This window comes from Bacillus sp. JJ1533, from assembly GCF_036965045.1.
Classification (GTDB): Bacteria; Bacillota; Bacilli; order Bacillales; family Bacillaceae_L; genus Ferdinandcohnia.
The window spans coordinates 17,660-29,977 of sequence record NZ_JBALOV010000018.1 but is presented as its reverse complement, the minus strand read 5'-3'; the positions used below and the strand labels follow the sequence as shown (position 1 = coordinate 29,977).

At 35.9% G+C, this 12,318-nt stretch carries 14 protein-coding genes, 1 tRNA gene and 1 riboswitch; of the genes, 7 read left to right on the top strand and 8 right to left on the bottom strand.

Features of this window, described 5'->3' with window-relative positions; all coding sequences use genetic code 11:
• Window positions 1-117: 117 nt before the first annotated feature.
• Window positions 118-1,353: a serine/threonine transporter SstT gene (sstT, locus tag V7138_RS08985; protein ID WP_335396222.1), complete on the top strand. Its 1,236-nt coding sequence runs from the start codon at window positions 118-120 to the stop codon at window positions 1,351-1,353.
• Window positions 1,354-1,453: 100 nt separating this feature from the next.
• Here the strand turns inward: sstT and V7138_RS08980 are convergent, their stop codons facing one another.
• From V7138_RS08980 to V7138_RS08970, 3 genes are all read right to left on the bottom strand, one after another.
• Window positions 1,454-1,726 carry a hypothetical protein gene (locus V7138_RS08980; protein ID WP_335396432.1) on the bottom strand — a complete coding sequence of 91 codons (273 nt, stop codon included), beginning with the start codon at window positions 1,724-1,726 and terminating at the stop codon, window positions 1,454-1,456.
• Window positions 1,727-1,913: 187 nt separating this feature from the next.
• Window positions 1,914-3,410: a pyruvate kinase gene (locus tag V7138_RS08975; RefSeq protein WP_335396220.1), complete on the bottom strand. Its 1,497-nt coding sequence runs from the start codon at window positions 3,408-3,410 to the stop codon at window positions 1,914-1,916.
• Window positions 3,411-3,617: 207 nt separating this feature from the next.
• Window positions 3,618-3,690 (bottom strand) — tRNA-Val (locus tag V7138_RS08970).
• A 172-nt stretch (window positions 3,691-3,862) separates the two neighbouring features.
• Window positions 3,863-4,016: riboswitch (cyclic di-AMP (ydaO/yuaA leader) on the top strand.
• Window positions 4,017-4,151: 135 nt separating this feature from the next.
• Between V7138_RS08970 and V7138_RS08965 the strand changes: the two genes are divergently transcribed.
• From V7138_RS08965 to V7138_RS08945, 5 genes are all read left to right on the top strand, one after another.
• On the top strand, window positions 4,152-5,381 hold the full coding sequence (locus tag V7138_RS08965; protein ID WP_335396218.1) for a dicarboxylate/amino acid:cation symporter: 1,230 nt from the start codon (window positions 4,152-4,154) through the stop codon (window positions 5,379-5,381).
• Between the two features lie 95 nt (window positions 5,382-5,476).
• A complete protein-coding gene (locus V7138_RS08960; protein WP_335396217.1) occupies window positions 5,477-6,199 on the top strand; it encodes an alpha/beta hydrolase in 723 nt (240 codons plus the stop codon).
• Between the two features lie 114 nt (window positions 6,200-6,313).
• Window positions 6,314-6,829: a YjcG family protein gene (locus V7138_RS08955; protein ID WP_335396215.1), complete on the top strand. Its 516-nt coding sequence runs from the start codon at window positions 6,314-6,316 to the stop codon at window positions 6,827-6,829.
• A 7-nt stretch (window positions 6,830-6,836) separates the two neighbouring features.
• Complete coding sequence (locus V7138_RS08950; protein ID WP_335396213.1) at window positions 6,837-7,259, top strand: GNAT family N-acetyltransferase; 423 nt, start codon at window positions 6,837-6,839, stop codon at window positions 7,257-7,259.
• A gap of 86 nt (window positions 7,260-7,345) precedes the next feature.
• Entirely contained in the window at window positions 7,346-8,023 is a 678-nt protein-coding gene (locus V7138_RS08945) for a DUF421 domain-containing protein (RefSeq protein WP_335396211.1), read from the top strand.
• A 12-nt stretch (window positions 8,024-8,035) separates the two neighbouring features.
• On the opposite strand, the gene V7138_RS08940 is transcribed toward V7138_RS08945, so the two are convergent.
• From V7138_RS08940 to V7138_RS08920, 5 genes are all read right to left on the bottom strand, one after another.
• Entirely contained in the window at window positions 8,036-8,278 is a 243-nt protein-coding gene (locus V7138_RS08940) for a hypothetical protein (protein ID WP_335396210.1), read from the bottom strand.
• Between the two features lie 142 nt (window positions 8,279-8,420).
• Window positions 8,421-8,675 (bottom strand): stage VI sporulation protein F, encoded by a 255-nt coding sequence (locus tag V7138_RS08935; RefSeq protein ID WP_335396209.1) that lies wholly within the window; start codon window positions 8,673-8,675, stop codon window positions 8,421-8,423.
• 136 nt (window positions 8,676-8,811) lie between these two features.
• Complete coding sequence (locus V7138_RS08930; protein ID WP_335396208.1) at window positions 8,812-8,943, bottom strand: YjcZ family sporulation protein; 132 nt, start codon at window positions 8,941-8,943, stop codon at window positions 8,812-8,814.
• A gap of 494 nt (window positions 8,944-9,437) precedes the next feature.
• A complete protein-coding gene (locus V7138_RS08925; protein WP_335396206.1) occupies window positions 9,438-10,769 on the bottom strand; it encodes a S8 family peptidase in 1,332 nt (443 codons plus the stop codon).
• Between the two features lie 328 nt (window positions 10,770-11,097).
• On the bottom strand, window positions 11,098-11,439 hold the full coding sequence (locus V7138_RS08920) for a hypothetical protein (protein ID WP_335396205.1): 342 nt from the start codon (window positions 11,437-11,439) through the stop codon (window positions 11,098-11,100).
• A gap of 168 nt (window positions 11,440-11,607) precedes the next feature.
• Here V7138_RS08920 and V7138_RS08915 point away from each other — a divergent pair, with 168 nt between their 5' ends.
• Window positions 11,608-12,315, top strand: a complete 708-nt coding sequence (locus V7138_RS08915) for a hypothetical protein (protein ID WP_335396204.1) — start codon at window positions 11,608-11,610, stop codon at window positions 12,313-12,315.
• Window positions 12,316-12,318: the final 3 nt, after the last annotated feature.

The following is a 12,318-nucleotide window of genomic DNA, read 5'->3' as shown; positions in this document are numbered from 1 at the left end:
TTTTCCTAATAAAGGAATTCCACCCTTTTAAAATTAATTCACAATTACTAATTTTCGTGTTAAACTTACAAAATATTAAATTAACAGCAAATGCTATTTTCAACAGGGGGCAAGAATATGAAAGATATGTTTCACAAATGGAACCAAATTAGTCTTGTTAAACGAATACTGTTTGGAATTCTTCTTGGTATTCTTTTAGCGTTAGTCATTCCCGAGGGAGCAAAATGGGTCACCATCTTCGGTTCTTTATTTGTAGGTGCTTTAAAAGCAGTGGCACCGGTATTGGTCTTATTTTTAGTTATTGACGCTATCTCTAAACACCGAAATGGAACTCAAACGAATATCAAATCGATTATTGGATTATATGCGATTGGAACATTCGTAGCAGGATTGGTAGCGGTAATCGCAAGCTTTTTCTTCCCAATTAAATTAACACTTGTTACAGGTGCAGAAGACGTCACTCCTCCAAGTGGGATTTTAGAGGTGCTTCAAACATTACTTTTTAATGTGGTGGACAACCCTATTCATGCGCTAATGAATGCAAACTATATCGGAATTCTTGCTTGGGCGATCATTCTTGGTATCGCATTAAAAAATGCAAACGAAACTACTAAGACTCTATTATCCAATGTATCTGAGGCAATCACAACTGTTGTAAAATGGATTATTAGCCTAGCTCCAATCGGAATCATGGGTTTAGTGTTCGACGCATTGGTTACAAACGGTCTTTCAGCATTAATGGAATATGGTAGAATCCTAGCCCTTCTACTTGGCTGTATGTTCTTTATCGCACTAGTTGTGAATCCATTGATTGTTTATTTGTACATTCGCCAAAATCCGTATCCGCTTGTCTTTAAGTGTTTAAGAGAAAGCGGAATTACAGCATTCTTTACACGTAGCTCTGCTGCGAATATCCCTGTTAACATGAGTCTATGTGAAAGACTTGGATTAGATAAGGATACTTATTCGGTATCCATCCCTTTAGGGGGGACTGTTAATATGGCAGGTGCTGCAGTAACAATTTCTGTCCTAACACTTGCGGCCGTTCACACTCTGGGCATTGAAGTCGATTTTGCAACGGCGCTTATTCTTAGTGTTCTATCGGCGATTTCAGCTGCAGGTGCTTCAGGTGTTGCGGGAGGATCCCTTTTACTAATACCATTAGCAGCAAGCTTATTCGGCATTCCAAACGATGTTGCCATGCAAGTAGTCGGTGTTGGTTTCATTATTGGAGTCCTTCAAGACTCTTGTGAAACCGCCCTTAACTCATCATCTGATGTCCTTTTCACAGCAACAGCTGAGTACGCGAAAAAGCGAAAAGAAAGAAAAGAGGCTGTGAGTAAGTCAGCTTAAATATACTTATTGAATAATTGATACCACTCATTAATTTGGGTGGTTTTTTTTAAAAAAGGAAATCGGTTACCAAATATAGGTAACCGACTAGCATTACATATTAATAAAATGGATATCCAAATCCATAACCTGGATATCCAAAACCATAACCATATGGATATCCATAGCCCCATGGAGCAGCTAAGGTACTTCCTAGTAATCCCCCTAATAACGCGCCTCCTAAGAATGGGGCACCAAATCCAAAGCCAAAAGGTCTTCCAAATCCCCAGCCAAAAGGTCTCCCAAATCCCCAGCCAAAAGGTCTTCCAAACCCAAATGGCCTTCCAAATCCAAATGGTCTTCCAAAAATCCTACTATCATTTGAATCAATCATTGGTCCTTGTGGACTTCCTACAAAATGCTGATCATACACATTCATACTAAGTTATCCCTCCTCATATTTTCATTACAATATATTCCGCGAATGTAATAATTCTTGGGCATTTATCTAAAATGGGCTGTTTTCTAACAACTTTTTTAGTACAAATGAGGGAGATTCACGACCATTATCACTCCAAAAATCAAAAATCATATTGGACGAATGACACCATTGAATTTCTCAAATGAAATTGTGGGTCTTGGTTAATTTCGTTCAGCTTTTGTAAAAATTCAATTGAATGTGGAACATAAGGACCTTTATTAAACATGATACAATCTGCTCTTAAACCTGCATGCGCATCTGTTAATTCAGGGATTGATGGGATATTTTTTTTATTCATATTTTCTAAGACCCCTGTTGCCCAAATAACAGGTATATGGGCAGCATGACAGATTTCTAGAATTCCTTCTTGAGCACTTAAAAACTGCTCCAAGCCAATTTCAATTACTAAATCCCCTCTTGCAATCATGACTCCAAACAAACCGTAATTTAATCCTTCCATAATTATTTTTGATAATGATAATAAGGCATTTTTGGTTTCTATTTTTGCAATAATCCCTTTTTTATCTTCAGTCAACATTTCTAACTGGTGCTTTACAATTTGAATATCTTTTGGGTGATTAATATAGGAAATTCCAACTAAATCAATGTCTTTATACATGGATTTCAAAATCGTTAAATCTGATTCAGAAACGGTCGGTACATTTAAATGGACAAGGGAGTCAGGAAAATTTATACCATTTTCCGGATAGATCGTCTCTTCTTTCTTTCTTGTTAAAAGGATTTTAGTCTCGATGCACTCCTCTGTATTCGATAAAACCTTCGCAAATATTTTTCCATCATCGATATACACTCTGTCACCGATTCGCACATTTCGTAAAGCTTTAGGTAATGTAACTCCAACCGACGCTGGCCCATTATCCGTTTTAGGAATCCCAATATATTTATCATTTTTATAAATTCGCAAAATATCATTTTTCTTTATTTTTATAAAGCTATCTGTTATTCCTTTTTTATTTTTACTAGGTATAATTTGCCCAATTCGAATTTTAGGTCCTGGGAGATCAATGAAAATTTTACATTTCGAAGTATTTCTAACACATCTTGCATGATACGTTTCTTCTGCCATTCTTAAAGAATGAATCATCTTTTTCCATACCGTTAATTCATCATGTGCACAGTTTATTCTTGCTATTGTCATACCGGCTTGCAGTAAATCGTAAAAAATTTCAGGGGTAATAAGCATTTTACGGTCAAGAGTAACCATTATATGTTTGTTATTTATTGCTTTTCCAAACAAGTGATCCTTACGATCTTCTTTTAATGATTTGGCAGTGTTTACTTCAATATATTCCTGATTTAAGTTAGGGGCAGAATCTTCCTTGGAAAGGTGATGGATGATTTTATTTAAGGTATCCATGATATGGGGGCTACTGTTTGAAAGTGGCAAAAATCCTTTTTCACGTAAAATATTGTTCAAATTGGGATGAGCCATTCTATGCAATGCAAAAAAAGCTCTTAAATTGATTTTACTTAGAGTTGTAGTGTCAGAGACATTGTTTTTGGTGTACTGTAAAATCGCTGCTTGAGCATCTTCCCTTAGTTTAATCAAATATTTTTTTAGTTTAATTTGATCCATTGCCACCACATTCCTTTCAAGGATTCAGAAAAAACATTTCTGATGTAGGGAAATTCAATATGTAATTAGATTGTATTCAAAAGGGCTGTATCAAAACTTTGGATTAATTCTTTTACATTATTCATTTATATTCAATCTTTTTAATATGTTGAAAAGATAAAAAAACTCCACCCCCTTAAATATAAGGAAGGTGGAGCTTTTAAATGATGATTCCGATTGGGTTCGAACCAACGACCTCTACCCTGTCAAGGTAGCGCTCTCCCAGCTGAGCTACGGAATCACTATATATGAATAATTTATAATATACATCTGTTTGGATAGATTGTCAATTGGTTTTAGTAATTTTAAAGATTTTAGGCCCAAGAAATATTAAAACTGTTAAAACCATACTAAAGTAGTATTTACAAAATATCAGAATATGAGATATAAATATAATATTAAGATAAATTACAACTTAATAATCGCTTAATTCCCAAAATTGGGAAACGGGGGAACCATCACGTGCAAAAGGAAATGCACTCGGGGTGAATCCTTTTTATAAAGGTAGGATATAACTCTTCATCCGAATCCGACAGCTAACCTCGTAAGCATCAGGAGAGAGATTGTGCGCAAATCAACTTTAAGGCCACGAGCCATACTCTCGTGGCTTTTTTGTATCTCCTAAAATAGGATTTCATCCCAATTCACATTTCCCTTTTGCCACTAACACAATATTTAACTACATCTTTGAGGAGGTTGTTTATGTCATTAACTAAAAAGATTTTATTAGGGTTAGGTTTAGGTGCTATTGTTGGTCTTATTTTAAATTTAACCTCACCACAGATTTTTGAATACGCTAACACCTGGGTTTTTGTTCCACTTGGCCAAATTTTCTTGAATTTAATTAAAATGCTTGTTGTTCCAATTGTCTTAGTATCTATTACTCTAGGAGTTGCGGGACTGGGTGATCCTAAGAAACTTGGAAGAATTGGAGCAAAAACGATTACTTATTTTTTAGCAACAACTACACTTGCTATTACAATCGCAATCGCCCTTGCCTCCATTTTTAAGCCAGGTGCTGGCGGAGGTTTTGATACAGAAGGAGTTACTTACGATGGGGCAACTGAAGCTCCTCCGGTTATGGAGACATTGATAAATATTATCCCAACGAATCCTTTTACGGCAATGAATAATGCCGACATGTTGCAAATTATTGCATTTGCTATTTTCATAGGGTTAGCGTTAACCGTTTTAGGTGAAAAGACGAAAGGTATCCTAAATCTATTTGAACAAGCAAATGAAATTATGATGTACCTTGTAAATCTTGTTATGAAAACGGCACCATATGGAACATTTGGATTAATTGCAACTGCGATTGGAAGTCAAGGATATGCTGCAATTAAATCAATGCTCGCTTATTTCCTAATTGTACTCGCTGCCTTACTTATCCATTCGGTTGTAACATATGGTGGCACAATTGCATTCTTGGCAAAACGAAGTCCAATCGAATTTTTTAAAGGATTCGCACCTGCCATGACAGTTGCCTTTAGTACATCAAGTAGTAATGCTACACTCCCAGTTTCAATGGAAACTGCACAAAGAAATCTGAAGGTTCCTGAACAAATTAGTAGCTTTGTTCAACCATTAGGAGCAACAATCAATATGGATGGAACAGCAATTATGCAAGGTGTTGCTACCATTTTCATTGCACAGGTATACGGTGTTGACCTTACATTCACTCAAATTTTGGTGGTTATCTTAACTGCGGTACTAGCCAGTGTGGGTACAGCTGGTGTTCCTGGTGTTGGGTTAATCATGCTAGCAATGGTACTAACAGCCGTTGGTCTACCAGCTGAAGGTATTGGTTTAATTATCGGTATTGATCGATTACTTGATATGACGCGTACTGCAGTAAATATCACAGGTGATGCTGCATGTGCCGTATATGTTGCAGAATCTGAAAAGAAACATATGGATCAAACAACTGCTTAATAAGTACAGATTTGCGACAGGGATTTCTCCTGTCGCTTTCCTTTTCTAAACGGTATAATTAAGGTGTAAATTGAGTGTATGGAGGATTTAAAATCATGGTTAATAAAGGCACCGTTAGGGAAATGACTATACATAGTAAGATTTTAAATGAAGAACTTGAGCTGATTGTTTATTTACCAGCATCATACTCTCCCCTTTATAAATACAATATTCTTATCGCCCAAGATGGACGTGACTATTTTAATCTTGGCAGGATTGCAAGGGTTGCCGATAAGCTATTGGAAACAGGCGAAATTAGCAACACCATTATTATTGGGGTTCCTTATAAAAGTGTTTCAGACCGACGTAGGAAGTACCATCCAGATGGTGAGCAGCATGATTTATACAAGCGCTTTTTAGGAGAAGAACTGGTTCCATTTCTCGATCGAGAGTTTCCAACGTATCAAATGGGGCAAGGACGCGCACTGATTGGGGATTCACTGGCAGCGACTATATCATTATTAACAGCACTCGAATACCCCCATACTTTTGGAAAAGTGATGCTGCAATCACCTCTTGTGAATGAACACGTCCTTCAAAAGGTTGAAAGTTTTGAAGAGCCACACCTCCTCGATTTGTATCATGTGATAGGAACAGGTGAAACCGAAGTGAAAACAACAAGGGGGGATATTGAAGATTTTCTAACCCCAAATCGTGAATTGCATGACATCATTGTGAATAAGGGTTATCCCTATTTTTATGAAGAATTTAATGGTAACCATACCTGGAAGTATTGGCAGCCTGATTTACCAAGAGCCCTTTCAAAAATGTTAAAATAACCTATTTGGTATACTATCATTTTCAGATATTTGATATAATTGTGTTATTATTTTTCGTAAATCTACACCAAGTACTTTGTTTTGATTTATTAATCCATAAGGAGGGCAATACAAATGAAATATGGCATTGTTATCTTCCCATCCAAAAAACTTCAAGACACGGCTAATTCGTATCGTAAACGGTATGACCCACATTATGCATTAATTCCACCACATCTCACGGTTAAAAATGCATTTGAAGCATCCGATGAAGAAATTAAAGATATTACAAGGGAATTAGAAGCTGTTTCTAAACAGGTTGAACCATTTACATTAAAGGTCTTAAAGATTAGCTCCTTTTCTCCTGTAAATAATGTCATTTACTTGAAAGTAGATCCGAATGAAGAATTACAAAAACTACATAATGCCCTTCACTCTGGTTATTTTGCAGGAGAACCCGAGTATGCTTTTGTTCCCCATATTACAATTGGGCAAAAGCTATCAAGAGATGAGCATTCAGATGTGTATGGTCAATTACGCATGTTAAAAATGGACCACGAAGAGCAAATTGACCGCATTCATCTTCTTTATCAGCTAGATAACGGTTCTTGGACCGTATATGAAACATTTCGTTTAGGAAAGGAAAATTAAACACAGCATGGAAGCACGAATCGTAACTAACAACAAAGAACAAGACGATGCCTATACAATTCGTAAGGTGGTCTTCGTCGATGAACAAAATGTACCTCTTGAAGAAGAAATTGATCAATTTGAAGATGAGGCTACACATATTGTCCTGTATGATCAAAATGAACCTGTGGGAGCTGGGCGTTTCCGTGAGCTAGACGGATACGGTAAAGTAGAACGTATTTGTGTCCTTGCTTCACACCGTAAAAAAGGGGCAGGGAATTTGATTATGCAAAAGATGGAGGATATTGCGAAAGAGCGAGGTATATCAAAATTAAAGCTTAATGCTCAAACACACGCGGAAAACTTCTATAAAAAACTAGGATATGAGACGGTATCAGGACTTTTTATGGATGCTGGAATCCCCCACGTTACAATGATTAAAGAACTATAAATTTTTGAAAGGATGTCAAAGGAGACATCCTTTTTTTGATGGATAAAAATAGTGAAACCTGCTCATTCTACCATTGAGAGGTGAGCATGTTGGAATATTTTAGAATTGCATTTGATTTATCGGTTGGTCTTCTAGGGTTACTTATTATTACTAAAATACTAGGAAAAACACAAATAACCCAAATCACTGCTTTTGATTTTATCTCTGCATTAGTACTTGGTGAATTGGTTGGAAATGCCACTTTCGACCAAAATGTTGGGATCCTTCAAATTCTTTTTGCCATACTGGTTTTGGGGATTTTAATTTATGTGATTGAGATAATTACACAGAAGGTTCGTAAAACAAGGCCATTTCTTGAGGGAAAGCCTTCAATTATTATTCACAAAGGGAAAATTATTCGAGAGCATTTAAAGAAAAACAAGCTGGATATTAACCAATTACAGCATCTTCTTCGTTCGAAGGGTGTCTTTTCAATTAGAGAGGCTGAGTATGCCATTTTAGAAACAGATGGCTCAATAAGCGTTCTAAAAAAATCTCCATATGAACCACCAACCCGTCAGGATTACAAGATGGCAGATCAAAAGGTGCGGCTCCCGATTACATTGGTAAGTGATGGTGTGCTCATTGAAGAAAATTTAAAGGAAAGCGGTTTTTCGGAAAGTTGGTTACAATCGGAATTGAAAAGCCAAGGAGTAGCTACCTATAAAGATTTACTATTTGCAGAATGGCGTGAAGAGGAAGGCTTGTACGTACAAGAGTTCTAGCCTTCCCTGTGTTTAAATGGACTTATTAATTAGTAAACCCTCGCCAGTATATTGGGCACGGATGTTCTCAATATATTGGCTTTGCTTTTTTGTCATTGCTTTGCGTTCAATTTGATGAAAATCATAGGAACGCTGACTAAAGTTCAATGAAGCTGGTTTTACCTCTTGAAGTTTCATTTGATTTGTTTTATAGTTCGTAGTACGGTGCACATATTGATTATATTGATCATTGTTGATTGGTAAAATATAACCCATTGTTTTCCCTCCATCCCCACTATTTATTTGATATGTATCGTTTTAAATTATGTTTTATTATAAATAAAAATTCGTTATAAGCCTTGCATTTGTTGGGGTCAAGATAAAAACAGGCCTGACATTTTTGCCAGACCCTAAACTCTTATTTTTTATTAATCATTTTTGAAATGGTGTTGAAATCCATTTTTTGGTCGCCATTTACAATGCTATTAACAATTTTGTCTTCAAGCTGTTTGTTTACTGGCTTATTGGCAATTTGAGAAACCTTTCTAATCACAGAACGAACTGTATTGGCATCTTTAAAGTTTGCATTTTGCAAAGAGTTTGCTAGCTGAAATACATCCTGCATATTTACTCCTGTTTTCTTTTCGATATTCTTAAAAAAATTATTATCCATTTGGAAACCTCCTTACATTGTGATATATCATATGACCCTCGCCTAAAAGTGGTGCAAAAAACTATATCCCTCTTCTTAAATAGATAAAAGTACGAGCCGAATGACTCGTACTTCTTGTTTTTTGAAAATGTTGTGATTAGCCGTAGAAAGAAGTACCTACAATAATTAATAGGATGAACAATACGACGATTAATACAAAAGTTGATCCGCCGTAGAATCCACCGTATCCGTAGCCTCCATAGCCGCAACCACCAAATCCGTAGCCCATATTTCGCACCTCCTCTTAAAAGAGTACATTATAAACTATGTTTTTCAGTTGAATTTGGTGATGGACAGGTGCACAGGGCACTGCGGAAATTAAGAAAAAATTAATCCCCCATTTGTTTTTCTAACTCTCCTTGTTTTTTCGAAAACCATTGATCTAGTTTTTCCATTTTGGGCTCAAGTTCTTTTTCGAACCCTTGAGCCTGTGTATCCAACTGATTTAATCCTTTCTCGTGTTCTAAAACTCTTTTATCAAGCTTTCCCATCATTGCTTCAAGTTCTTTTTCAAATCCGCTAGCTTGTTTATCCAGCTGGTTTAACCCCTTTTCATTTTCTAAGGCCCATTTGTCTAGCTTTCCTTTTGCTTCATCATGGTCTTTATAATAGTCAGTTACAAAGCGTTCAATTTCAATCTCAAATTTTTTGCTCAGATGCTTACACCCCCAATTATTCTATAAAATGATAAAAACAGGCCATTTGAGCCTGTTTTTACGTAAATTACTTAATTGAATTTCGTGCATTAATATATCCTGCACCATACGTGTTGTAATCAAGGTCTTTCCATTTTACTGTTCCATTTAATAGATCGGTTTTTATTGTATCTGGGGTATATGGCTTATTACTTTTTATTTTATTTTCAATCATTAAAGCAACAACACCCGCGCAAAAAGGAGTAGCCATTGAAGTACCAGATAATATAAAGTAATTTTCTTCAACACGGTTTGCTTTTTGGAATTTATCGAGGTATGAATTTGGAGAGCGTAATGAGGTAATATTGACACCCGGTGCTACAATATCTGGCTTTGGAACGTTATAGATTGTCGGTCCTCTACTTGAAAATTCAGCAATTGTGTCATCCATACGACCATCAAGCGTATTTTTATCATCAAGTGCACCGACGGTAATTACTTTATCACTAATACCTGGGCTCGCAATCGTACTTGGATCGTCCCCTTCATTTCCCGCAGCTGCACAAACGACAATTCCACTATCCCATGCTTTCTCAACTACTTGAACCATTGGATCTGCATCCTCATTGCTTAACTTTTGGGCTGTTGCACCAAGAGACATGGAGATAATATCAATTCTTGGTTTGGACGAATCCTGGTTGTTAAGAATACACCATTCTACGCCTTTCATCACATTATCTAATGAACCTGAACCTAGTTTGTCTAAAACTTTTACACCAACGACATTTGCTTTTGGTGCAGGGGCTTTATATTTCCCTCCTGAAGCCATTCCATTGCCAACCGCATCACCTGCACAATGGGTACCATGTCCATTATCATCATAAGGTTCAATATTACCATTTACGAGATCTTCAAAACCTATTATTCTACCTTCTAAATCTTGATGAGGATAAATCCCAGTATCGATAACCGCGATTGTTACACCTTCGCCTGTAAGCTCTGTACCATTTCGAACAACTCGATCTGCTTTACCAGCTGGAGTAGCAACATTTAGCAAGGCTTTAACTTCGGAATTCAGATAAACTCGTTTTACATTTGTACATGTTTGTAAAAGTTCCTCTAATCCCGCTGCTGTAACTGTTGCTGAACAACTTGGAATGGTTTTAAATTCATATTTAAGCTTGCAACGCATATGACGATTTAATACTTCTCTAACATTATCTGCATTTGTTTTTCCATCTGTATATTCAATAATAACCTCAAATTTTCTAGTCTTTTTTATTATCCCCTCTAGGCCTTTGTGTAAAAAACAAGGTGTCCATTTAAAAGGGCGATATAAATTCACCAGATTTTTTCTAAGGTTTTTATCCATTTTAGAACCATAATTCCTTGTGAATTTAACCATTGAAAATCCAAACATCTCTCTCACCTCCTATTTATTTCTTATATAATATGATAAATAGAAGGTGATTGAAGCGGTATTTGTCCAATAAAGTTCAATTAATGCATTTTTCTTAATAAAGTTAAAAATCACCATCATACATTTAAAGATGGTGATTACTACTCATTACTTTTTTACAATTTTTTTGCCTCCACATCCACATCCGCTAGACTTTTTACGAGGCTTAACGTTGTAAGATGAAGAAAACACTTTTAATTTTTGATTTTTATTGTTCATGTATACTCCTCCATATTTTAATTAGTATACGATTAGTATATGTGCGTTCTGAAAGAATGCTTTCAAGTTTTTACCTATTTTTAACTGCATTCTGGTTTCTGAGACTGTTTAAAAACCAGTTTTCTGAATAATTACTTTCTGTATCTCTTGCATTTACCTGATTTTCCTGATTATTACGTCTTTTACTATTGGAATTTCTGTCTCGAAATTCTTCTAGTTGGGATTGTAGGTTCTTTATTTGTTCATTCAGACTTTTCTTTTCATCAAGTATTTGATTTATTTCATATTTTAATTGCTGATTTTCACTTACTATTGCACCCAAATTTGAAACTGATTTATATTTTGCTAGTTCGGATTGAAGATGAATAATTTTCTGTTGAAGAAATACTGGATTGTTAGATTGCTTTTTCACTCTATAAATCCTCCTATACATTAATTTGATTCTTTCGTTTTGATTTATTTCCATTCATATCATATGTATAAAATTCCGCTAATGTCACAGCACATTTGTCTATAAAAAACATAATATACAGTAGCCCTAATACCCAAAGGGTTATTAATATAAAAAGGAGGAACACAAGTGGGTCGACATAACACAGAAAAAGTATGTATTAGAACACGTAAAGTTTACGACTGGGTAACTCGCCAAATTGATGTCCCGTTAATTTCACTTACAGATGATACTCTTAAAACAAAATTCAAATGCCATGGCAATAAGAAAGATATAGATGAACTTTGTACTTTCTTAGAAAATCAAGGTGATGTTTCTGTCAATTGTTTCTTAAGTGATTCAGACGGTAATCCAATTGATCCTACCATGGAAAATGAAGACTTTATTATCCGTGAGATAATGCAACCAAATGGTCGGCATCCAGTTCATGTAACCTTACCTACAGGAGACGAAGTAATGCTTCAGAAGGTGAAAGTTATCGTAAAAGGGTTCATTACTGTAGAAATATTAGACGCCCAAGGAATGAGACTTTGTGTAACAAAAAAGCCTATCCCATTTGCAACAGCACAAACATTTATTCTATGCGCTCCTGAAGGTACAATGATCGATGCTCATGTCAATTTCTTTGAGTGTGATGCAACTCTAATCTGTGAGCCACATGACTTACAGCAATTAGATATCTCCATTACTCTTTGCTTGGAAGTACAAGTGGAAGCGGACGTGAAATTGGAGGTAGAAGGAAGATTCTGTAAACCTCGTGAAGAAATTCTTGAAGCGGCATTATGCCCAACAGAAAAATTCCCACCACAATGTCCAGAAGTTTTTCCAGCTCACTAATAA

Excerpts from the sequence above, each read along its gene's own strand:
- V7138_RS08945 (WP_335396211.1), top strand. The coding sequence starts at position 7,346 with ATGTTGGAATATTTTAGAATTGCATTTGATTTATCGGTTGGTCTTCTA.
- V7138_RS08930 (WP_335396208.1), bottom strand. The coding sequence starts at position 8,943 with ATGGGCTACGGATTTGGTGGTTGCGGCTATGGAGGCTACGGATACGGT.
- V7138_RS08980 (WP_335396432.1), bottom strand. The coding sequence starts at position 1,726 with ATGATTGATTCAAATGATAGTAGGATTTTTGGAAGACCATTTGGATTT.
- V7138_RS08950 (WP_335396213.1), top strand. The coding sequence starts at position 6,837 with ATGGAAGCACGAATCGTAACTAACAACAAAGAACAAGACGATGCCTAT.
- V7138_RS08935 (WP_335396209.1), bottom strand. The coding sequence starts at position 8,675 with ATGGATAATAATTTTTTTAAGAATATCGAAAAGAAAACAGGAGTAAAT.
- V7138_RS08960 (WP_335396217.1), top strand. The coding sequence starts at position 5,477 with ATGGTTAATAAAGGCACCGTTAGGGAAATGACTATACATAGTAAGATT.
- V7138_RS08940 (WP_335396210.1), bottom strand. The coding sequence starts at position 8,278 with ATGGGTTATATTTTACCAATCAACAATGATCAATATAATCAATATGTG.
- V7138_RS08955 (WP_335396215.1), top strand. The coding sequence starts at position 6,314 with ATGAAATATGGCATTGTTATCTTCCCATCCAAAAAACTTCAAGACACG.
- V7138_RS08965 (WP_335396218.1), top strand. The coding sequence starts at position 4,152 with ATGTCATTAACTAAAAAGATTTTATTAGGGTTAGGTTTAGGTGCTATT.
- V7138_RS08975 (WP_335396220.1), bottom strand. The coding sequence starts at position 3,410 with ATGGATCAAATTAAACTAAAAAAATATTTGATTAAACTAAGGGAAGAT.
- sstT (WP_335396222.1), top strand. The coding sequence starts at position 118 with ATGAAAGATATGTTTCACAAATGGAACCAAATTAGTCTTGTTAAACGA.
- V7138_RS08925 (WP_335396206.1), bottom strand. The coding sequence starts at position 10,769 with ATGTTTGGATTTTCAATGGTTAAATTCACAAGGAATTATGGTTCTAAA.